20 protein-coding genes and 1 pseudogene are annotated in these 21,056 nt (G+C 72.8%); 6 read left to right on the forward strand and 15 right to left on the reverse strand.

Annotation, left to right across the window (positions count from 1 at the left end; genetic code table 11):
• Positions 1-76 precede the first annotated feature (76 nt).
• Both FXF50_RS27085 and FXF50_RS27090 read right to left on the reverse strand, forming a co-directional pair.
• Positions 77-733, reverse strand: coding sequence for a DedA family protein (locus FXF50_RS27085; protein ID WP_148431763.1), 657 nt, complete (start codon positions 731-733; stop codon positions 77-79).
• Positions 734-756: 23 nt separating this feature from the next.
• Entirely contained in the window at positions 757-1,113 is a 357-nt protein-coding gene (locus tag FXF50_RS27090; RefSeq protein ID WP_148431764.1) for a VOC family protein, read from the reverse strand.
• 156 nt (positions 1,114-1,269) lie between these two features.
• Between FXF50_RS27090 and FXF50_RS27095 the strand changes: the two genes are divergently transcribed.
• The 3 genes and pseudogenes from FXF50_RS27095 to FXF50_RS30325 form a co-directional block, all read left to right on the forward strand.
• A complete protein-coding gene (locus FXF50_RS27095; RefSeq protein WP_148431765.1) occupies positions 1,270-4,125 on the forward strand; it encodes an aconitate hydratase in 2,856 nt (951 codons plus the stop codon).
• A 116-nt stretch (positions 4,126-4,241) separates the two neighbouring features.
• Positions 4,242-4,502, forward strand: a complete 261-nt coding sequence (locus tag FXF50_RS27100) for a type II toxin-antitoxin system Phd/YefM family antitoxin (protein WP_148431766.1) — start codon at positions 4,242-4,244, stop codon at positions 4,500-4,502.
• Positions 4,499-4,750, forward strand: a pseudogene (locus FXF50_RS30325) (type II toxin-antitoxin system VapC family toxin); the annotation flags it as partial. The gene FXF50_RS27100 and the pseudogene FXF50_RS30325, both read left to right, overlap by 4 nt.
• Positions 4,751-4,781: 31 nt before the next feature.
• Here the strand turns inward: FXF50_RS30325 and FXF50_RS27110 are convergent.
• A complete protein-coding gene (locus tag FXF50_RS27110; RefSeq protein ID WP_255510211.1) occupies positions 4,782-5,213 on the reverse strand; it encodes a hypothetical protein in 432 nt (143 codons plus the stop codon).
• A 115-nt stretch (positions 5,214-5,328) separates the two neighbouring features.
• Between FXF50_RS27110 and FXF50_RS27115 the strand changes: the two genes are divergently transcribed.
• Positions 5,329-6,096, forward strand: coding sequence for a DUF5753 domain-containing protein (locus FXF50_RS27115; protein WP_148431813.1), 768 nt, complete (start codon positions 5,329-5,331; stop codon positions 6,094-6,096).
• On the forward strand, positions 6,087-6,275 hold the full coding sequence (locus FXF50_RS27120) for a DUF397 domain-containing protein (RefSeq protein WP_148431767.1): 189 nt from the start codon (positions 6,087-6,089) through the stop codon (positions 6,273-6,275). Before FXF50_RS27115 ends, FXF50_RS27120 begins: the two co-directional genes overlap by 10 nt.
• Before the next feature lie 71 nt (positions 6,276-6,346).
• Here the strand turns inward: FXF50_RS27120 and helR are convergent, their stop codons facing one another.
• The 9 genes from helR to FXF50_RS27165 form a co-directional block, all read right to left on the reverse strand.
• Complete coding sequence (helR, locus tag FXF50_RS27125; protein WP_255510212.1) at positions 6,347-8,527, reverse strand: RNA polymerase recycling motor ATPase HelR; 2,181 nt, start codon at positions 8,525-8,527, stop codon at positions 6,347-6,349.
• A gap of 230 nt (positions 8,528-8,757) precedes the next feature.
• On the reverse strand, positions 8,758-9,366 hold the full coding sequence (locus FXF50_RS27130) for an ATP/GTP-binding protein (protein ID WP_148431768.1): 609 nt from the start codon (positions 9,364-9,366) through the stop codon (positions 8,758-8,760).
• Complete coding sequence (locus FXF50_RS27135) at positions 9,347-9,736, reverse strand: DUF742 domain-containing protein (protein ID WP_148431769.1); 390 nt, start codon at positions 9,734-9,736, stop codon at positions 9,347-9,349. The genes FXF50_RS27130 and FXF50_RS27135 overlap by 20 nt, the downstream gene beginning before the upstream one ends.
• The gene (locus FXF50_RS27140; protein WP_148431770.1) at positions 9,733-10,158 is read right to left on the reverse strand and encodes a roadblock/LC7 domain-containing protein; all 426 of its coding nucleotides are present in this window, start codon (positions 10,156-10,158) and stop codon (positions 9,733-9,735) included. Before FXF50_RS27140 ends, FXF50_RS27135 begins: the two co-directional genes overlap by 4 nt.
• A 63-nt stretch (positions 10,159-10,221) precedes the next feature.
• Positions 10,222-12,678, reverse strand: a complete 2,457-nt coding sequence (locus FXF50_RS27145; RefSeq protein WP_148431771.1) for a nitrate- and nitrite sensing domain-containing protein — start codon at positions 12,676-12,678, stop codon at positions 10,222-10,224.
• A gap of 136 nt (positions 12,679-12,814) precedes the next feature.
• Positions 12,815-14,446, reverse strand: a complete 1,632-nt coding sequence (locus FXF50_RS30165; RefSeq protein WP_305069339.1) for a prenyltransferase/squalene oxidase repeat-containing protein — start codon at positions 14,444-14,446, stop codon at positions 12,815-12,817.
• Positions 14,443-15,348 carry a terpene synthase gene (locus FXF50_RS27155; protein WP_148431772.1) on the reverse strand — a complete coding sequence of 302 codons (906 nt, stop codon included), beginning with the start codon at positions 15,346-15,348 and terminating at the stop codon, positions 14,443-14,445. Before FXF50_RS27155 ends, FXF50_RS30165 begins: the two co-directional genes overlap by 4 nt.
• On the reverse strand, positions 15,345-16,679 hold the full coding sequence (locus FXF50_RS27160) for a cytochrome P450 (RefSeq protein ID WP_370464164.1): 1,335 nt from the start codon (positions 16,677-16,679) through the stop codon (positions 15,345-15,347). Before FXF50_RS27160 ends, FXF50_RS27155 begins: the two co-directional genes overlap by 4 nt.
• Positions 16,680-16,880: 201 nt before the next feature.
• On the reverse strand, positions 16,881-17,864 hold the full coding sequence (locus FXF50_RS27165) for a helix-turn-helix domain-containing protein (protein ID WP_148431774.1): 984 nt from the start codon (positions 17,862-17,864) through the stop codon (positions 16,881-16,883).
• Positions 17,865-18,087: 223 nt separating this feature from the next.
• Here FXF50_RS27165 and FXF50_RS27170 point away from each other — a divergent pair, with 223 nt between their 5' ends.
• Positions 18,088-18,336 carry a DUF2630 family protein gene (locus FXF50_RS27170; RefSeq protein ID WP_107079085.1) on the forward strand — a complete coding sequence of 83 codons (249 nt, stop codon included), beginning with the start codon at positions 18,088-18,090 and terminating at the stop codon, positions 18,334-18,336.
• Between the two features lie 67 nt (positions 18,337-18,403).
• Here the strand turns inward: FXF50_RS27170 and FXF50_RS27175 are convergent, their stop codons facing one another.
• The 3 genes from FXF50_RS27175 to FXF50_RS27185 form a co-directional block, all read right to left on the reverse strand.
• Positions 18,404-19,333, reverse strand: a complete 930-nt coding sequence (locus tag FXF50_RS27175) for an RIO1 family regulatory kinase/ATPase (RefSeq protein WP_148431775.1) — start codon at positions 19,331-19,333, stop codon at positions 18,404-18,406.
• A 161-nt stretch (positions 19,334-19,494) separates the two neighbouring features.
• Positions 19,495-20,139, reverse strand: coding sequence for an HAD family hydrolase (locus tag FXF50_RS27180; RefSeq protein ID WP_148431776.1), 645 nt, complete (start codon positions 20,137-20,139; stop codon positions 19,495-19,497).
• Positions 20,140-20,194: 55 nt separating this feature from the next.
• Positions 20,195-21,049 (reverse strand): carbon-nitrogen hydrolase family protein, encoded by an 855-nt coding sequence (locus tag FXF50_RS27185; RefSeq protein ID WP_255510213.1) that lies wholly within the window; start codon positions 21,047-21,049, stop codon positions 20,195-20,197.
• Positions 21,050-21,056 lie beyond the last annotated feature (7 nt).

The following is a 21,056-nucleotide window of genomic DNA, read 5'->3' on the forward strand; positions in this document are numbered from 1 at the left end:
TCCGCTTCCTGACGATCCGAGCAACACGCGAAAGGGCCCGACCCCTCACGGGGTCGGGCCCTTTCGGCGTCTCGGTCTAGCGGTCGCCGGCCGGCACGCGCTCGTCGGCCTCGTCGGGCACGTCGGCCGACTCCAGATGGCGGGCGCGGCGGCGCAGCCACCAGGTGCTGGCCAGGCCGGCGACCACCGCGAGGGCCAGCCCGGCCCAGGAGATGTCCTTGAGCCAGTGCTCGGCCGCGCGGCCCACCGAGAAGAGCAGGTAGGTGGTGCCGAAGGCCCAGACCAGGCCGCCGGCCGCGTTGGCGACCAGGAACCGGCGGTACGGCACGTGCAGCGCCCCAGCGAGGGGGCCGGCGAGGATGCGGAGCAGGGCGACGAACCGCCCGAAGAAGACCGCCCAGACACCGTGTCGGGCGAAGCTCTGTTCGGCGCGGGCGAGCTGCGCCGGGCCGAGGTGCTTGGGGAAGCGCCGGCCCAGTCGCTGGAGCAGCGGCCGGCCGCCGCGGCGGCCCACGGCGTAGCCGACGGAGTCGCCGATGATGGCGCCGGCGGCGGCCGCGGTGGCCACCCACTCGGGCTCGACCACCCCGGTGGCGGCGAGCAGGGCGGAGCTGACCAGCACGATCTCGCCGGGGAGCGGGATGCCCATGCTCTCCACGCCGATGACCCCGGCGACGATCAGGTAGAGCACGCCCGGGGGCAGCGCGGAGAGCCAGTGCTGCACGTCGACCACCCCCGAACCCTACCCGGGGAGGCTCAGTACACGGGGGCGAGGAACTCCAGACGGTTGCCGTGCGGGTCGTACGTGTGGAACCGCCGCATGCCGGGGACCTCGTCGTCGCCCCAGGTCACGGGGTGCCCGGCGGCGTCGAGCCGGGCGGCGAGCCGGTCGAGGTCGGGGCGGAGCAGGGCCGGGTGCGCCTTGCGGGCGGGCCTGAATTCGTCCTCGACGCCGAGGTGCAATTCCGCTCCGTACCCGCTGAACCAGCAACCACCGCGGGCGGCGAGGGCCGGTGGTTTGGGCTTCTCGACCAGGCCGAGCAGGCCGGCGTAGAACGCCCGCGAGGTTTCCTCGGAGCCGCGCGGGCAGGCGAGCAGGACGTGATGGATCATGGTGGCACCTCCTCGTCCCGAACCCTGGCATGAGGTTGCGCGAATAGCAAGACGGACGTACGGTTTTGTTGAAGACCGCGCGGGTAAGTGTTGCCTAACCACGGCGGCGCCCCGGCCGGTGCGACAAACTGCTCAGGACTACTCACGGTCGCTGGTGTGAAGGAGTACGACGTGGCGAGCCTCGACACCTTCGGTGCGAAGACCCAGCTACGCGTCGGAGACGCGAGCTACGAGATTTTCAGGATCGACAAGGTGGAGGGCCACGACCGGCTGCCCTACAGCTTGAAGATCCTGCTGGAGAACCTGCTGCGGACCGAGGACGGCGCGAACATCACCGCCGACCACATCCAGCAGCTCGGCGCGTGGGACCCCACCGCCGACCCGAGCGTGGAGATCCAGTTCACCCCGGCCCGGGTGCTGATGCAGGACTTCACCGGCGTGCCCTGCGTCGTCGACCTGGCCACCATGCGCGAGGCCGTCCGCGACCTCGGCGGCGACGCCACCAAGGTGAACCCCCTCGCCCCGGCCGAGCTGGTCATCGACCACTCGGTCATCGCCGACCTGTTCGGTCGCGAGGACGCCTTCGAGCGCAACGTCGAGCTGGAGTACGAGCGCAACAAGGAGCGCTACCAGTTCCTGCGCTGGGGCCAGACCGCGTTCAACGAGTTCAAGGTCGTCCCGCCGGGCACCGGCATCGTGCACCAGGTCAACATCGAGTACCTGGCCCGCACGGTCATGGAGCGCAACGGCCAGGCGTACCCGGACACCGTCGTCGGCACCGACTCGCACACCACCATGGTCAACGGCCTGGGCGTGCTGGGCTGGGGCGTCGGCGGCATCGAGGCTGAGGCCGCGATGCTCGGCCAGCCGGTCAGCATGCTGATCCCGCGGGTCGTCGGCTTCAAGCTCTCCGGCGAGATGCCGGCCGGCACCACCGCCACCGACCTGGTGCTCACCATCACCGAGATGCTGCGCAAGCACGGCGTGGTCGGCAAGTTCGTCGAGTTCTACGGCCCGGGCGTGAGCGCGGTGCCGCTGGCCAACCGGGCCACCATCGGCAACATGTCCCCGGAGTACGGCTCCACCGTCGCGATCTTCCCGATCGACGCCGAGACCGTCCGCTACCTGGAGCTGACCGGCCGCGACCCGCAGCAGGTCGCGCTGGTCGAGGCGTACGCCAAGGAGCAGGGCCTCTGGCACGACCCGGCCCGCGAGCCGGAGTACTCGGAGCGGCTGGAGCTGGACCTCAGCACCATCGAGCCGTCCCTGGCCGGCCCGCGGCGCCCGCAGGACCGGGTGCCGCTGGGCAGCGCCAAGACGCTCTTCCGCTCCGCGCTGACCAACTACGTCGCCGAGGGCCAGGTGGACGGCGAGCGCGACCTCAAGCCGAGCGTGCCGCGGGAGAAGCTGCCCAGCGGGGCGGCCGGCCCGGCCGACGAGGCCAGCGCCGAGTCCTTCCCGGCCAGCGACCCGCCGGCCAACGAGTTCAGCGACCCGGCCGACGAGCCGCGCGACCTGGAGACCGCGGCGGCCGGCGCCGGCGGCCGCGCCACCAACCCCGTGCGGGTGACCGGCGCGGACGGCGTCGAGTACGAGCTGGACCACGGCGCCGTGGTGATCGCCGCGATCACCTCCTGCACCAACACCTCGAACCCGCAGGTCATGATCGGTGCCGCGCTGCTGGCCCGGAACGCCGTGGACAAGGGCCTGTCCCGCAAGCCGTGGGTGAAGACCACCCTCGCGCCGGGCTCCAAGGTCGTCATGGACTACTACGACCGCGCCGGCCTCACGCCCTACCTGGAGAAGCTCGGCTTCAACCTGGTCGGCTACGGCTGCACCACCTGCATCGGCAACTCCGGCCCGCTGCCGGAGGAGGTCTCCGCCGCGGTCAACGACGGCGACCTGGCCGTCGTCTCGGTGCTCTCCGGCAACCGCAACTTCGAGGGCCGGATCAACCCGGACGTCAAGATGAACTACCTGGCGTCCCCGCCGCTGGTGGTGGCGTACGCGCTCGCCGGCACCATGGACATCGACCTGGCCAACGAGCCGCTCGGCGAGGACGCCGAGGGCAACCCGGTGTTCCTGCGGGACATCTGGCCGAACAGCGCCGAGATCCAGGACGTCATCGCCTCGGCGATCGGCGCCACGGGCTTCAGCTCCGCGTACGCGGACGTGTTCGCCGGTGACGAGCGCTGGCAGTCGCTGCCGACCCCGACCGGTGACACCTTCGCCTGGGCCGGCGAGTCGACCTACGTGCGCAAGCCCCCGTACTTCGAGGGCATGGCGCGCGACCCGCAGCCGGTGCAGGACATCGCCGGCGCCCGGGTGCTGGCCAAGCTGGGCGACTCGGTGACCACCGACCACATCTCCCCGGCCGGCTCGATCAAGGCGGACTCCCCCGCCGGCAAGTACCTGGCCGAGCACGGCGTGGCGCGGCACGAGTTCAACTCGTACGGCTCCCGCCGGGGCAACCACGAGGTGATGATCCGGGGCACCTTCGCCAACATCCGGCTGCGCAACCAGCTCGTCCCGGGTGTCGAGGGCGGCTTCACGGTCAACCACCTGACCGGCGAGCAGACCTCGATCTACGACGCCTCCATGGCGTACCAGGAGGCGGGCGTCCCGCTGGTCATCCTGGCCGGCAAGGAGTACGGCTCCGGCTCGTCCCGCGACTGGGCGGCCAAGGGCACCATGCTCCTCGGGGTGAAGGCGGTCATCGCCGAGTCGTACGAGCGGATCCACCGCTCGAACCTGATCGGCATGGGCGTCCTGCCGCTGCAGTTCCCGGTCGACACCACCGCGGAGTCGCTGGGCCTGACCGGCACGGAGACCTTCTCGATCAGCGGCGTCACCGCGCTCAACGACGGCGACACCCCGCGCACCCTGAAGGTCACCACCGACACCGGCGTGGAGTTCGACGCGGTGGTCCGCATCGACACCCCCGGTGAGGCGGACTACTACCGGCACGGCGGCATCCTCCAGTACGTGCTGCGTCGCATGATCGCCAGCTGACGTCGTACCCGACGGAGGGCCCCTTCCCGCGCTCGCGGGGAGGGGCCCTCCGGCGTTTCCCGCCTCCGGCGCTCGCCGGCCGCGACTGAAGGGGGGCTGACCTGTTAGCTAAGGATGTGGACCGTGACGCCGAAGCAGCAGGCCAATACGACATTCACGATGCCAAGACGAACCTCTCCCGGATTATCGAGCGCGTCGAGCACGGCGAGGTGATCGTGATCAACCGTGCTGGCACCCCGGTCGCCAAGGTGATTCCGCTCCGGCCCCCGGCTCGCACGGGGCGCGGATCGCTTCGCGGCGAACTCGTCCTGCACGAGGGCTGGGACTCCGACGACCTCAACGAGTCGATCGCCGCTGACTTCGGACTGCACGAATGAGCCTGCTGCTCGACACCCCCGTGGTGCTGTGGTGGTTGACCGATTATTCGAACCTCTCGGCCGACCTCAAGGACCTGATCGACACCCAGCCCGAGGTGTACCTCAGCGCCGTGACGGTATGGGAGGTGGCGATCAAGCAAGCGTTGGGGAAGTTGAGCGGGCCTACCGACCTCGCGGCGCGGGTCGCTCAGGCTGGCCTCCGGGAGCTGCCGATCCGGCACGACCACGCAGTTGAGGCCGGGCAACGACCGCCCCAACTTCCGCCCGGCCGATCGCTGCTCATCGCAGTCTCAGCGCGACCGCCCGGGCCTCCTCGTCGGTCAGCGGCAGGAACCAGAGGAAGCGCCGCACGATGGCCACCGGGTCCGGGCCCCCGGGCCGGCCGCGGAGGTCGCGGATCGCCTGGCGGGTGATCCGGGAGTACTCAGGGATCAGCGTCGCGCGCCGGGCCGCGTCCGTGGGGGTCGCGCGCAGCACCGGGCAGGGCCAGTCCCGACCGCAGGCGTCGCACGTCCAGGACGGGCCGCGGGCGGTGTGCGCGACGGGCCGGCCGCACCGGGCCCGCCAGCGCGTGGCGGGCACGACGTTCGTCACCCGGCCGGGGCCACGGTACGGAGGAACGAGCGGCCCGATCGGTCCGGGCACGACCAGGCGGGCCGGCGGCCGGTCCTTCTTCGGTTCCGCTGCCGGCTTCGGCTTCTCCTCGGGCATCGGTCATCCCTTCTCGGCGTCGTCCTGCACAGCAGCCTTCCGAGGGTTGTCGGACAATCACACAGCGTTGTCTAATCTCCTTTGGACGGTTGTTTTGTTCCTGAGAGGAACAGGGATGAACCATGCCTTTGTTGCCGCGCTGGCCGAGGCGGGCCACACGGCCGAGAGCCTGGCGGGTCACCTCGGGGTGCATCCGAAGACCGTCGCCCGGTGGGCAAACCCGGGGCACATCCCGCAGGGCAGACACCGCGCCACCGTCGCAAACATGCTCGGCCGGCCTGTCGACGCACTCTGGCCGGATGTGGTCAGGCGCCGCGAGCCCGTGTGGTTCCGGCCGTGGGTCGACATCGAGCGCGAGGCGGTCGCGCTGCGCGCGTTCCAACTGGCGTGGGTGCCGGGGCTGCTCCAGACCGAGGCGTATGCCCGCGCCACGTTCATCGGCCAGCCGCTCACGCCGGCCGAGGTCGCCGATCTGGTCGCGGCGCGGCTGGACCGGCAGGCGATCCTGACCCGGGAGCGGGGGCCGCTGTTCGTCGCGGTGGTCGACGAGCAGGTTCTCCGCCGCCCCGCCGCCGGCGACCGGCAGCTCATGGCCGCGCAACTGTCCCACCTCGTGGCCTGCGCCGAGCTGCCCAACGTCCAACTTCACGTCGTTCCGCGCGACACGTCGACGTATCCCGGGCTGGACGGGCCCTTCACGCTGGCGGAACTGCCGGACGGGACGCGGGTCGCCCTCGTCGACAGCCAGGCCCGCGCGCAGATCATCGACCAGGCTTCCGAGATTGCTACGCTTGAGCGTCGGTGGGAACGCATCCGGGGCGAGGCTCTTCCCCGCGGGCGGTCCCTGGATCTCCTGAGAGAAGCGGCGACAGCATGGACCTGACCGGCGCGCGGTGGCGCAAGAGCACCAGGAGCGGCGGCAACGGCGGTGACTGCGTGGAGGTCGCGGACAATCTCGCGGGCGTCGTCGCCGTACGCGACTCGAAGGACCCGGCCGGGCCGGTCCTCACCTTCGACCCGGCCGCCTGGATGCGGTTCATCGAGACGGCCAAGCGCGGCTGACCCGTACCCCGAAAGCCCCCGGCGGAGATGCCGGGGGCTTCCGTGCCTCTCCCGGGAGGACGGCCGCGCCGTCAGGCGCTCGTGAGGATGACGAGTTGCCGGGTCGCGCGGGTCATCGCGACGTAGCGGTCGACCGCGCCCTCGATGCCGGTGCCGAACGCCTCGGGGTCGACGAGGACGACCAGGTCGAATTCGAGCCCCTTGGCCAGCTCCGGGGTCAGCGACCGGACCCGGGACGTCGCCGGGAAGGTGGGGTCGCCGATGACGCAGGCCGTTCCCTCGGCGTGCGCGGCGAGCCAGGTGTCGAGGATCGACCCCAGTTCGGCGACCGACCCGTGCACGACGGGGACGTCGCCGCCGCGGATGGAGGTCGGCACGTTGGCGTCCGGCAGCACGGCCCGGATGACCGGCTCGGCTTCCGCCATGACCTCCTTCGGCGTCCGGTAGTTGACGGTCAGGGAGGCCAGGTCGATCCGGTCGAGCCCGATCCGCTCCAGCCGTTCCCGCCACGACTCGGTGAAGCCGTGCCGGGCCTGGGCGCGGTCACCGACGATGGTGAAGCTCCGGGACGGGCAGCGGAGCAGGAGCATCTGCCACTCCGCGTCGGTCAGTTCCTGGGCCTCGTCCACGACGATGTGCGCGAACGGGCCGGCGAGTTGGTCCGGGTCGGCGCTGGGCAGTGCGGCCTCGTCTACCAGGGCGTCCCGCAGGTCCTGCTGGTGCAGCATGGTCAGCAGGCCCTCACCGTCGTCGTAGACGGAGGCCGCGATGAGGTCGTCGACGACCGTGGCCATCCGCGCGCGTTCGGTGGCGACGGTGGCTTCGTGCCGGCGGTTGCGTCGTGACGTCTCCGGGTCGCCGAGCCGCTGCCGTGCGGCGTCCAGCAGCGGCAGGTCGGCCACGGTCCAGGCCCGCGGGTCGTCGCGCTGGAGCGTGCGGATCTCGTCGGGGCCGAGCCAGGGAGCGCACCTCCTCAGGTACGCGGGCACCGACCACAGGTCCGCGACCACGTCGGTCGCTTCGAGCAGGGGCCAGGCGCGGTGGAGGGTCGTCCGCAGTTCCCGGTTCTGCTCCAGGGACCGGCGGACCAGGTCCTCCGGCTCGTCGCCGTCGTAGCGCTCCAGCAGGATCGTGAGCAGTTCCGCCCAGATCTCGTCGCGCGCCTCGTTGTGCGGGGTGCCCGGTCCCGGCGCCGCGAACGCCTCGGCCCAGTCGTCGGCGCTCAGCCGGAGGTCGGTGTCGCCGGCCGTGACGGTCGTGTCCTTGGCCGGCGGCTCCTCGTAGAACCGGACGGCCTCCTCGATGGCCCCCACCAGGTCCGCGGACGACTTCAGGCGCGCCACCTCCGGGTCGGTCTCCACGCCCGCCGCGGCGCCCTCGGGGACGAGGTCCCGCAGGGTGCAGGTCTGCACCTCCTCCTCACCGAGGCTGGGCAGGACGTCTGCGACGTAGGCCAGGTAGGGCTGGTGCGGGCCGACGAACAGCACACCGCCCTGGCGGTGACCGAGGCGCGGGTCGGAGTAGAGCAGGTAGGCGGTGCGGTGCAGGGCGACGACGGTCTTCCCGGTGCCCGGGCCGCCGTCGACCACGAGAGCGCCCCGGGAGCCGGCCCGGATGATGGCGTCCTGGTCGGCCTGGATGGTGCCGAGCACGTCCCGCATCCGGTTCGACCGACTGCCGCCCAGGCTGGCGATGAAGGCGGACTGGTCGTCGAGGGCGGCGTGCCCCTCCAGGCCGTCGGGGGTGAACACCTCGTCCCAGTAGTCGATGACGCGGCCCCGGGTCCAGCGGTACCGGCGCCGGCTGGCCAGGCCCATGGGGTTGGCGTGGGTGGCGCCGAAGAACGGCTCGGCCGCGGGGGAACGCCAGTCGACCAGCAGCCGGCGACCCGTGCTGTCCGTGAGGCCGTGCCGCCCGACGTACACGGGCTCGGGGTTGTCGGCACCGACCATGCGCCCGAGGCACAGGTCCATCCCGAAGCGGCGCAGGGCGCGCAGGCGACCGGTCAGCCGGCGGATCTCCATGTCCCGGTCCGACGCCCGCCGGCCGATGCCGCCGGGCGCCCGGCGCTCGGCGTCGAGGCGGTCGGACAGGTCGGCGCGCAACTGCTCCAGGGTTTCGGCGATGGCCGCGAAGTGCCGCTCGTCGCCGGCGATCAAGGTCGGGTCGGCCTTGGCGGTCAGGTGGTCGGGAAGGTCGAACGCGCTGGTGGCCTGAGAATTCAATTCATCAAATCCGATCTGAAGTCGCACGTCGCGACTCCCCCGATGTGCGCGGGCACTGGCCTCGGCCAGCGATTCTGCGTCACGAACCGGGTCTTGCCGCAAGACCCCCCTTGCGGTATACCTTGAAGGTGGAGGGGTTCATGCCCTCCTTCAGGATGTGATCGAGATCAGCCAGGCGCCGGGGCAGCCGCCCGGAACGACGGCGGGAGCTGTCGATCCGCCAGCGGATCCGGACAGCTCCCGCCGATCTCGTGACGTCAGTCGGTGGCGGCGCGCCGCCGCTCCTCGCGCAGCTTCATGGCGTACTCCAGCAGCGTGATCAGCACTTCCTTGACCGACTCCCGGCTCCGTGCGTCGCAGAGCACCACCGGCACCTCCGGGTCGAGGTCGAGCGCTCCCTGCACCTCGTCCAGCCGGTACTTCTTGGCGCCCTCGAAGCAGTTGACCGCCACCACGAAGGGCGTCCCCCGCCCCTCGAAGTAGTCGATCGAGGGGAAGCAGTCGGCCAGCCGCCGCGTGTCGGCCAGCACCACCGCCCCGATCGCACCCAGCGCCAACTCGTCCCAGACGAACCAGAACCGGTCCTGCCCGGGGGTGCCGAACAGGTACAGCACCAGGTCGTCGCTGAGGGTGATCCGGCCGAAGTCCATGGCCACGGTGGTGGTGGTCTTCTCCTCGACCCCGGACAGGTCGTCGATGCCGATCCCGGTCTCGGTCAGCACCTCCTCCGTCCGCAGCGGTTTGGTCTCGCTGACCGCGCCGACCAGGGTGGTCTTGCCGACGCCGAAACCGCCGGCGATCAGGATCTTGATCGCGGTGGGCAGCGGCGCAGCTCCCGCCGGCCGCTCAGAGCGCCCGTAGTCCATTGATAACCGCCTCGAAAACGCTGTCGTCGGGAAGGCCGGCGGGGGTCGCGCGCGGCTCACGGACCTGCACCAGGCTGCGGGCCGCCAGATCACCCAGGAGGACCCGTACGGTGCCCACCGGAAGGTCGAGATGGGCGGCGATCTCGGCCACGGACTGGATCCGCTGGCAGAGGCCGACGATCGCCACGTGCTCCGGGCCGAGCCCGGACTCCGACCCCACCTCGGCCTGGGTCGCCGTGACCAGGGAGATCAGGTCGAACGTGCCGGTCACCGGGCGGGCCCGGCCACCGGTCACCGCGTAGGGGCGCACCACCGGACCGGCGTGGTCGTCCACCCACTCGTGCTCCGCGGTCTCCCCCGGGCCGGTCATCGCGCCGGATTCTCGCCGAGGGGCTGTTCCCGTGTCGGTGAGGCGACGAACCGGCCGACCCGGGTGACCAGCATGGCCATCTCGTAGGCGATCAGGCCGACATCGGCGTCCTCGGACGCCAGCACGGCCAGGCAGGCGTTGCGGCCGGCCGCCGTCACGAACAGGAACGACGACTGCATCTCGATGATGGTCTGCTGCACCTGACCACCGCCGAACCGCTTGCCCGCGCCCCGCGCCAGGCTCTGGATGCCCGCCGCCATGGCCGCCAGGTGCTCGCCGTCGTCCCGGCTCAACCCGCGCGACGAGGCCATCAGCAGTCCGTCGGTGGAGAGCGCCACGGCGTGGTCCGCCTGCTTGACCCGGCCGACCAGGTCGTCCAGCAACCACGTCAGGTCCGCGCTCGAAGCCGTCTTCTGCGCCACTCGTCGTCCTCTTCTCCCCCGGCTGGTGTGCCGTGCTCGTCCGGGACCGCGGATCGGCGGTCCCTAGGTCGCCTGACCGTCGCCGGTGTCCGGCGTGCCGGCCTCGTGCGCCCCGCCGAGCAGCCGGGCCGCGTCGGTCCGGCCGCGTCGGGTGCCGCTCTGGTAGGAGCTCATCATGCGGCGCACCTGCTCCGGCGGGCGCACCGCGTCGTCGTCCCCGTCGTCTTCCGAAGTGGACGGCTCGTGCCGCAGCTCCGGCGCCAGGCTCGCCTGACGGACCCGGACCGGGAGACCGCCGTCGGTCCGCGGCGACGCCGCGTCGGCCGGCCGCGGCTCGGCGGGCGCGGCGTCCACCGCCAGGCCCACCGCGGCCTCCGCGGGCGCCGGCTGCCGCTTCCGGGTACGCGCGGGCAGCCCCGACGGGGTGCTGCGCCGGGGCTCGGCCGGTTCGGCCTCCGACGCCGGGGCGGGCTGGTCCGCGCCGTCCTCGGCGGCCTCCACCGTGCCGGTGCTCTCGGCCACCGCCACGGGGGCGGCCGGCCGGTCGCCCGCGGGCCGGGCCGCCTCGCCCTCCGGTCCGCCGGGGGCGGGCTGCCCGGTGCCGACCGGGAAGCTGCCGGAGGTGCTCGCGTCCGGCTCGTCCTGGGTGACCAGCTCCAGCGGGATCAGCACCACCGCCGTCGTCCCGCCGTACGCCGATTCCTTGAGCTGCACCTTCACGCCGTGCCGCTCGGTGAGCCGGCTGACCACGAACAGGCCGAGCCGGGCGGCGTTGGCCAGGTTCAGCTCCGACCGGTCCACGATGCGACGGTTCGCGGCGGCCAACTCCTCGGCGCCCATGCCGAGGCCGCGGTCCTCGATCTCGATGGCGAAGCCGTTGGCCACCATCTGGCCGCGCACCTCGACCGTGGTGTGCGGCGGCGAGAAGGAGAGGCCGTTCTCGATCAGCTCGGCCAGCAGGTGGATGACGTCACCGACGGCCCGGCCGGTCAGCGAGACCGGGCCGAGCGGCCGTACGGTCACCCGGGTGTAGTCCTCGACCTCGGCGACCGCGCCGCGCACCACGTCGACCATCGGCACGTTGCGCCGCCAGGCCCGGCCCGGCGTCGAGCCGGAGAGGACGATCAGGTTCTCCGCGTTGCGCCGCATCCGGGTGGCCAGGTGGTCGACGCGGAAGAGGTCCTCCAGCTCCTCGGCGTCGTGCTCCCGGCGTTCCATGGCGTCGAGCAGGGTGAGCTGGCGGTGCACCAGCGCCTGGGTGCGCCGGGCCAGGCTGAGGAAGACCTCGCGGACGTTGCGGCGCAGCTCGGCCTGCTCGACGGCGGTGCGGATGGCGGTCTCCTGGACGCGGTTGAAGGCGTCACCGACCTGTCCGATCTCGTCGCTGCCGAAGGCCAGGGGCGGCGCCTCGGCCGCGACGTCGACGGTCTCGCCCCGGCCGAGGCGCCGCACCACGCCGGGCAGTCGCTCGTCGGCGAGCTCGTGGGCCGCCTTCCGCAGCCGCTCCAGCTCACGCACCAGTGCGCGGGCGGTGGTGACCGCCAGGACGATCGACGCGACAACCGCCACGGTGCCCAGGCCCGCCGCCAGAAGCAGCCGGATGATGACCCCTACGGCCACGCTGGTGGCGCCGCTGACGATCCCGTCACCACCGACGTCGACCACGTCCCGCAGTTCCGACCGGGCGCTGTCCACCGCGCTGCGCCACTGGGCCGCGGCCACCGGAACCCTGGTGGAACCGTCGGCACGGGCGACGACCTGGTCCTCGACGGCCCGGAGGCGGCTGAACGCGTCGCCGGCGAGCAGCCGGTCGTAGCGGCCACGGTCGTCGGACGACAGCTTTCCCGAGGCGTCCGTCCCGGCGAACCGCTGGGCGCCGACCAGTCGCGTGAACTCCGCCCGCTCGGCTTCGGTGATGCGACCGCTGGCGAGGATGCCGCTCATCAGGGCGTCCTCCTGGGAGATCAGCTCGGACATCCGGTTGAGCTGGATGAGCGCCGCCGCGTAGCCGGCGAGTTCCTTGTCGTCGAGACTCGCCGTGGCGGCGTAGATGTCGAAGATGTTGTCGATCGCCTTGCCGAACTCGCGCCCGGCGCTGGTCCGGTCGATCGTGCGCGCGTCCACCGACTCCCGGGTGGCGCGGAGACCGTCCAACGTGGCGTAGGTCGCGTCGAGTCGTTGGCTCAACTTCTCACTGCCGGCGAACCCGGCCTGCCGGCTCTGCGAGGACTCCTTGAACGTCGCCGCGCGCTGCTCGGTCTCCCGGCGTTGGGTGTCGAGCGCCGTCCGTACCTCGGCACTGTCCCCCGGCCCACCCAGGTAGGCCAGGGTCAGTCGGCGCTCCTGCTGCAGCGCCGTCAGCAACGGGGCGCTCGGCTCGTAGACCGTGCTGTTCAGCGTGTTGGCCCACAGGAGGTCCAGACCGTCGCGGAGCGTCACCCACGCCGCGAACGCCCACAGGGCGGTCAGCGACGCCAGCATCGCGACGACCTTGGTACGCACATTGGTGCGAGAACGCATTACACGGTCCCCAGTCAGCTGTGGCGGCATCGGCCTGGCGCGGCGGGCGGATTGTGGTCGGTGGATATGGCGGGTGTGGGTCACGCGACTGCGGGGCACGCTAGCAGCGTCCGAGACGTCCCTCAAGCGGCCCTGATCACGGCTTCCCGACCCGTTGCGGGGGTATCGGCAGGATCGCTCCACCTTCCGCCGTCGCGCGGTCCTGCCGGTGCCGCGCGAGGCGGAACGCGGCGAGCACCGCGGCGCGGACGACCGCCACCGGGTGGTAGAGCTCCTTGCCGTACCAGAGGGGAGGGTCGGGGCGGCGACCGACCGCGCTCCGCAGGTACGCGTAGCCGCGCCGCACCGCCGCGTCGATCCGCGCGGTCGGGTGCGCGGCCAGAAGGGTGAGCAGCGCGTACGCGCTCTCCTCGACGGTGCCGTCCCACCGCCCCCACGATCCGTCGGGTCGTTGGGTGTCCAGGACCCAGTCGACGGCCTTTGCCACCGCCTCGGCCACCGACGTCCCCCGACCGTGGTCCCGCAGGGCCCGCGCGCAGCTCGCGGTGGCGTAGTACGGCGAGGCGTGCCACCGGTCGCGCCACTGCCCGTCGGGCTGTTGGTGCTCCCGCAGGACGGCCGTGAGCCGGTCCACCGTCGCCACGTAGCGCGGGGCGGCCCGGGTGCCGCGCACGTGGTGGCCGAAGGCGTCCAGGACGTGCGCGTTGGTGGTGATCGAGAAGCCGTCCTCCCCCGGCCACGTGCAGAAGCCGTCGGCCGTCTCGTACGTCCACAGCCCTCGCGGGTCCGCCGGCCGGCCGAGCGTCCCGAGCGCGTACAGGGCGACCGCGGTCGTGTCGGCGTCCGCGGGAAGACCGGGCCCGGTGGGGGTGCCGACCGGGCCGAGCGCGGCGGTCAGGGACTCCAGAATCGCGGTCGGCGCCACGAACCGGGCGCCCGCGCGGGTCAGTTCGCTCACCACCCACGCCTGCTCGAAGACGGTGATCGGAAGCGGGCAGGGGACGGGTCCGCCACGCGCCACGTTCTCCAGGTGGGCCCGGGCCGGGTCACCGGCCGCCGGTGGACCGCCGAGCCAGGCGACCGTCGCCGCGGGTGACGCGCCCACCGTGCCGGGGAGGACCGGGCGGATGCCCGCCGCGCGGCGGGCGCCCGGGCCCAGCACCTCGAGGAAGTGCAGCAGCTTGGCCGGCAGTTCCCGCCCGGTGGCCAGGGCGTGCCGTACGCGCACGAGACGCTCGTCGGTCAGGCCCGCCGGCAGGTCGAGCCGCACCCCCCGCCAGGAGGCGAGCGCGGGCGCCGCCGTGGCGTCCGCCTCGGCCAGGTGGTCGTTGATCGCCGCGACCAGCGACGGCACGATGACGTCCACTCCCGGCGTGTCCGGCAGCAGCAGATCCGCCGCCGGCAGCCAGCCGGCGAGCGCGCGGAGGCCGCCGGCGGCCGCCGCGGCCGGACCCGCGACGACCGGTGCCGCTCCGGAGCCGCCGGCCCGGACGACGGCGAGCAGCGCCTCGGTCGCGCTCAGGGTGGGGACCAGCGCGTAGCCGTCCGGCGGGCCCCACCCGCCGTCCGCACGCTGGCTGTGCAGCAGGAACGCGACGCGTTCGGCGTGCCCGGCGAGCCACGGCGCCAGCGAGACGAGCCGCGCCGTCTCGTACACCGAGGGGCCGACCTGACCCCACGGCCGCTCACCCAGACTGCTGATCAGGTCGCGCGCTGCGGCGTCGATGTCGACGGCGTCAGCGAGGACGGCGGCCAACTCGCTGCTCACAGGCTGCCCCAGAAGTCCGACACCCGGTAGAACCCGCTGGTGAACGCGATCTGGCGGCTCAGGAACGCGGCCTGCCGGGGGCAGGATCGCTCCAGGGGCCGGAGCAGTTCGCGGCTCTCGTCGACGATCATGGCGAGCCGGGCCGTGACATCGGCGGCGTCAGCGAGCATGAGCGCGTTCAGGTCACCCCACTGGAGATCGCGCCGGTAGGTGGCCAGGTCGTTGATCAGCCGGATCGCCCGTTGCGTCGCGCGGCCGGCGACCCGCAGCGCGTCGAGATGGTCCAGGCAGTCCTGGTCCCCGACGGAGGCCCAGTGCGTCACGCTGACCAGCACGGCGGCCGTGTTGTCGGCGATGTCCAGGTAGTCGTCGAGCGTGGGGCCACCCGGCCCGGTGCCGCGCGTCGTCTTCCACCGCCACTCCCGCGACATCGCCGCGAACGTCCGCCCGAGCTCGTCCCGCCAGACCGGTTCCACGACGGCGAACGCCGGGGTCGCGGACAGCTCGTCACGGATGCCGCCCAGCAGCCGGGCCAGCGGATGCCGCGCGGACGACGGACCGGCGTCGGCGGCCGCCAGGCAGGCGGCGGTCACCTCCCGCACGTCGTCCGCCGTCCGGGCCAGATAGTCGATCTGCCAGTCGGCCGCGAACACCCACAGCACGGTACGAGCCGTCACGCGGAGCTGCTCGGCGGTGTATTCCGGCGCGGTGAAGGCCACGGACATCGCGATGCTGCTGACGAGCGCCGGGTCGAAGGGTCGGCCGGCGAACAGGTCCTGGTGGTCGGCCACCACCGTGTGCAGATCGCGTTCGACGGCGACGGCCAACGCGCAGATCCGTGCCTGCTCCACCACGGCGAGCTGGTCACCTGCGCCGAACCGGACGTGGGAGGTGGGGGTCACGAGGCCGGGACGCTGTCGCGGCGCAGCAGCGTGATCGTGCTCGACCGGGGCCGCAGCGACGCGCCGATCCGCGGCGTGAGGTCGGCCGGCTGACCCAGCCGGAAACGGAACCGACTCAGCAACGTGGCCATGATGATGGGCGCTTCGAGCAGGAACAGGTATTGCCCGATGCACTGGTGCGGGCCACCGCCGAACGGGAAGTAGCTGTAGCGGTACTGGCGCTTCGGCCGGTCCGGGGCGAACCGCTGCGGGTCGAAGACCTCGGGACGCTCCCAGAACGCCGCCATCCGCTGCGTCGCGAAGGGACTGACCAGAATGGTCGCTCCGGACTCGATCCGGACACCGCCCAGCACCTGCTCCCCCACCGCGGTGCGCGGGATGGTCCAGCCGGCGGGCCAGAGCCGCAGCATCTCGTCCAGGACCATCCGGCTGTAGCGCAGCTGCGGGATGTGGGCGCGCTGCACCGTCCCGCGGACGCCGACGACCTCGTCGACCTCGGCGTAGAGCCGTTCGGCCACGTCGGGATGCTTCTCCAGGACCGGCCACAGCCAGGACAGGACGCCGATCGTGGTCTCGGTGGCCGTGGAGAACATGGCGACCAGATCGCTGCGGACCGACTCCTCGCTGGCCTGTGACCCGTCGGCCCTGGGGCGACAGAGGGTCGCGATGATGTCGTCGCCGTCGCCCGGGTTCGCGCGCTCCCTGCGGATGATCGGCAGGACCAGCGCGCCGATGCCCTGCACGGCGGCTCGGAACGCGCGGTCGCCCGGCAGCGGGACCCAGTAGGGCATGCCCGGGGCGAGCAGCCTCGGGACCATCGTCCGGGTGATCGTGCCCAGGTGCGCGTAGATCTGCAGCGCGTCGGAGAGCGGAATCTTCCGGCCGAAGAGCACCCGGGTGGTGGCCTGGCACACGATCTGCGACATCAGCGTCATCGGGTCGACGGCCTGCCCGGCCCGGGCCGGCACGTCGAGCGCGTCCACGGCTTCGGCGATCGCCACCGCCATCCGGTCGACCAGCGTCTCGGCGCGCTTGGCGGTGAACAGCGGCTGCAGGGTGTCGCGGCTGGACTCCCACTGCGCTCCCTCGGTGACGAGGATCGCGTCGCCCACCGCTCGTCGCACGGACCGCCAGAGCATGCTGTTGCCGTCGCGGATGTAGGTGGTGCGGTCGCGGAGGATCTGCTGCAGGTGCTCCGGGTGGGTGACCAGGTACGGCCGGAACGTGCCGAGGTTCAGCTGCACGATCTCGCCGTCGCCCTCGTTCGCGTAGCGCACCAGGGCACCCAGGGGATCACGGGCCAGACGCGGCAGCGCGTGGCGCAAGGGCACCTGCCGGGCCCTACCGGGACTCGCCTCGGCCATGAGCGCCTCCTCGATCGTCGTGCATCCCGAGCTGCGCGCCACAGCGCTCAAGAGGTCTCGGCAACAGTCGCCGGTTTGATCATTCCACGTGTCGAGAAGCAACTCCAGATCGACTTCCTCATCCCACCGGCCCACGGTCCTGTGTGGCGGGACGGGCCGATCACCCGCTCAGGACGACGGGTGGTCGGCGTTCTGCTCGCGGTACGCCCGCGGCGACAGGCCGTACGCCGCGCGGAACAGCCGGCTGAAGTGGGTCTTGTCCGGGAACCCCCAGCGCGCGCCGATCGCCTGGACCGGACGGGTACGCATCCGAGGGTCGGCCAGGTCGCTCCGGCACCGCTCCAACCGGCGTCGCCGGACCAGCTCCGCCGCGGTCGCGTCCTCGCCGGCGAACAGGCGGTGAAGGGTACGCAGCGAGATGTGGTGCGCGGCGGCGATGCTTCGCGGGCCGAGTTCCGGATCGTGCAGGTTGTCGGCGATGTACGCGTCGACGCGGCGCCGGAGCGCATGGTGCCGCGTGTCGGGCGGCAGGGCACTCTCCGCACCGATCTGCTGCAGCAGCATCGCCGACACCAGGTCGACGGTGATGCTGCCGAGGTGGCTCGCGTCGGCGTCGGTGAACTGCTCCGGGTGGGCGGCGATCCGACGGAGGAACGGCGCCAGGAGCCCGCCCACTCCGGTCGAGCCGCACATGCTCGTGCCCAGCAGGGCGGCCACCTTGGCGGGCGGCACGGGCAGCGCCGCGTGCGGGATGTTCACCGTCACGGTGTTGAGCAGCTCGCCGGGCGGGGCGTCGTGGCGGGCCACGAACGGGCGCGAATTGTCCAGCAGGGTGAACTCGCTGGGGCGCACCGGCGCCTCCCGGCGCTGCTGGCTCACCGTGCCGTTGCCGACACGGGTCAGCGCCAGCTGATACATCTCCGGATCGACCTGGCGGATGAGCTTGGGCGTCCGCGTCATGGTCAGCGAGGGATAGGTGAAGTCGGTGACGCGAAGGCCGTTAAGTTCGATCGAACGCGCGTGAGCGTCGAACCTGGCCGCGTGCGGGCTGGAGATGAGCGCGGGCGCCGAACTCGCGACGATCTCCAGCCACAGGTCGTACCGGTCCGCCGGTGGCAGCACCCGGGTGTCGAGGACCTGGACCGGCAGCACGGCTCAGCAGCCGATCATCGGCGCGCACGGCACGGTGCGGGGCGCGTCCCGGACGTCGAACGCCCGCTGGGTCGCCGGGCGGCCCGGCTGACGCCACTCACGGGACTCGAGCATGCCGTTCACCCCCAGATACCTGAGGCCGACTCAGGGATCCGGAATCATATCGCCGCGTGGCCGACCGGAGGCGCGGGCGCGACGGCGTCCGCTGTGCCAAGCTTCGGGCATGGACGACAAGACCATCCTGAGCCGGATCTCCGAACTCGTCGACGAGGAGCACCGGCTGCGCGCGGCCGCGCAGGAGCACGAGGCCGGCACCGACGACGAGGCCAAGGAGCGGCTACGGGCCCTGGAGGAGTCCCTCGACCAGTGCTGGGACCTGCTCCGCCGCCGCCGGGCGGCCCGCCAGGCGCACGGCGACCCGGATGCCCAGGGCCAGCGCCCGGTGCCCGAGGTCGAGCGCTACCTCCAGTGACCCCGAGCCGTCCGTCGGCCCCCGCGTCGCGTCCCGGGCGGGCCGCCACCCGCCCGGGACGCCGCGCTCAGCGGAGGCCCGCCTCCCGCAGCAGCACCTCGGTCAGCGCCTCCGGGTCGGTGTCCGCGGCGGGCAGGCCGCGGGCGGTGAACCAGGCGCCGACCACCCGGACGTCCCGGGCCAGGAACTCCGCGCCCTGCGGGTTGGCCACCACGTCGACCACCTGCGGCAGGTCGATCATGACCAGCCGCCCGGCGTGGACCAGCAGGTTGTACGGCGACAGGTCGCCGTGGGCGTACCCGGCGCGGGCCAGCACCACCAGCGCGTCGACCAGCTGCTCCCAGAGGTCGCGCAGGTCGGCGCCCTCGGGCCGGAGCTGGGCCAGCCGGGGCGCGGCCTCGCCCGCCTCGGCGTCCCCCACGAACTCCAGCATCAGCTCGGTGCCGAGCAGCTGCACCGGGTAGGGCACGGCGATCCGCCCGGAGGCGGCGCCGATCTCCCAGAGCCGGGCGAGCGCGGCGAACTCGGCCGCCGCCCACTGCCCGGCGATCATCTGCCGGCCGAACGAGGTCCGGCCGGCCATCGCCCGCATCTCCCGGGACCGGCGCACCCGGCGCCCCTCCAGGTAGCCGGCGTCGCGGTGGAAGAGGCGGTGCTGGGGATCCCGGTACCGCTTGGCGGCCAGCAGGCAGCCGCGGCCGGTGTCCGGCACGGCCCGGCGGACCAGGTGGACGTCCGCCTCCTTGCCGGTCTTCAGCACACCCAGCTCGGTGTCCTTCGCGGCCAGCTCGGTGACCAGCCAGTCCGGGTGGGGTTCAGGCCCGTGCACGGCCTGGTCCCAGGAGGACCAGTGGTCCTCCCCGTCCGGCTCGGCGTCGGGGTCGGCGAGAGCCGGCTCGGTGTGCCGGCCCCGCTTCAGGAAGTGGGGTTCGTCGTCGTCGAAGCGGCTCTTGCCGCGGCCACGGCGCTGCGGCGCCGGGAAGTCGTGATCGCGCACGGGTGGATCGGTCCTTCGATCGAGGCTGGTGGAGGCAGGTGGTACGACCCTGCAAAGACGGCCATGACCGACCTCCTCTCCTCGACCGGGACCCGCCCGGCTGCGCCCTCGCGCCGCACCATGGTCACGGGCGGCCCCGGACGGGTCAACCGAATTACCGCTCAGCCGGCCAGGACCGCGGCCACCGCGGCGATCAGCCCGTCCGCGGTGCGGGTGGGCGCGAACCGCGTGTCCGACCAGCGGCGGCCGCGGTGCAGCCAGACGCTGGGCAGCCCCACGGCGGTCGCGCCGCCGATGTCCGCCTCCGGGCTGTCGCCGATCACCCAGGCGCCGCGCAGCGGCATCCGGGCCCGCTGGGCGGCCAGCGCGAAGATGCGCGGGTTGGGCTTGCTGACCCCGGCCTCCTCGGAGATCACCCAGTCGGCGACGTACCGGTCCAGCCCGGTCTGGCGGATCTTCGCGTCCTGCTGGCGGGACGTGCCGTTGGTGACCACCACCGGCACCCAGCCGGCGTCGTCCGCGATCCGCAGCGCGCAGGCCACCAGGGGGTCCAGCCGGGTGAACGCCACCACGCCGTCGTGCAGCTCCTCGACCAGGTCGATGGAGGGGATGCGCAGCGCGTACCGGTCCCGGATGGCATCCGCGACGTCCCACCGGTCGGTGAGGCCGTCGGCGTCGACGGAGAGCAACCAGTCGATGTCGGTGGGCGGGGCGCCGATGCTGTTCAGGAACCGCTCGGCCCAGGCGCGGAACGGCCCCTCGCGGTCGAGCAGGGTGTTGTCCAGATCGAGCAGGAGCAACGGCACTCGGGAACCTTACGGGACCGGGGTGTGCCACCGACAGGCCCAGGGCACCGGGCCCTCAGCCGACGAGCGTCGCCCGGGCGAGCCCCTGGTGGGGCAGGCGGTCGGTGAGCATGGTGTGGGCCGCCCGGGTGGCGCCGAGGGCCGCCGGGTCGAGGGTCGCGACCAGCACGTCCTCGCCGGTGTCCGCGCCCCGGACCAGCGCCCGGCCCTCCGGCTCGTAGACCGCCGCCCCGCCGTTGAACCGCCACGGGTCGGCGCCGTCGACGGAGTTGGCGAAGACCACGTACATGGTGTTGTCCAGGGCGCGCGCCGCGTAGTAGAGGTCGCGGCGGTGCTCGGAGCCGGCCAGGTAGCCGCTCGGGCAGAGGTAGCCGTGCGCGCCGTCGTCGGCGGCGGCCCGGCCGTGCTCGGGGAAGCAGCCGTCGTAGCAGATGCCGAGGCCGAACCGCCAGTCGTCGACCAGCAGCGTGGCGCCCCGCAGGCCGGGGACGAACAGCTCGCGCTCGCCGCTCCAGAGCTGCTGCTTGTCGTAGCCGACGGTGACCGCGCCGGTCGGGTCGACCACCAGCGAGGAGATGGTGCGCCGCCGGTCGGGGTGGCGGACGGCCGCGCCGATCACCACGCTCGTCGCGCCGTCGCGGGCGGCCGCGCGCAGCGGGTCCAGCCGCGGGTCGTCGACCCGGCCGTCGGCGTCGGCGGCCACGTCGGTGCCGGCCGGGTCGGCGCCCAGGACCGGCGGGTGGTACGCGGGCAGGAACAGCTCCGGCAGCACCACGACCCGGGCGCCGGCGGCCCGGCCGACGAGGCGGGCGGCGGTGGCGGCGTTGCCGGCGACGTCACCGGGGACGGGCTCGGCCTGCACGGTGGCCACGGTCAGCGGGCGGGTGGGGAGCGGCACGGCCTGGGTCACGGGAGGA

The sequence above is a fragment of the Micromonospora sp. AP08 genome, from assembly GCF_008085935.1.
Classification (GTDB): domain Bacteria; phylum Actinomycetota; class Actinomycetes; order Mycobacteriales; family Micromonosporaceae; genus Micromonospora; species Micromonospora chersina.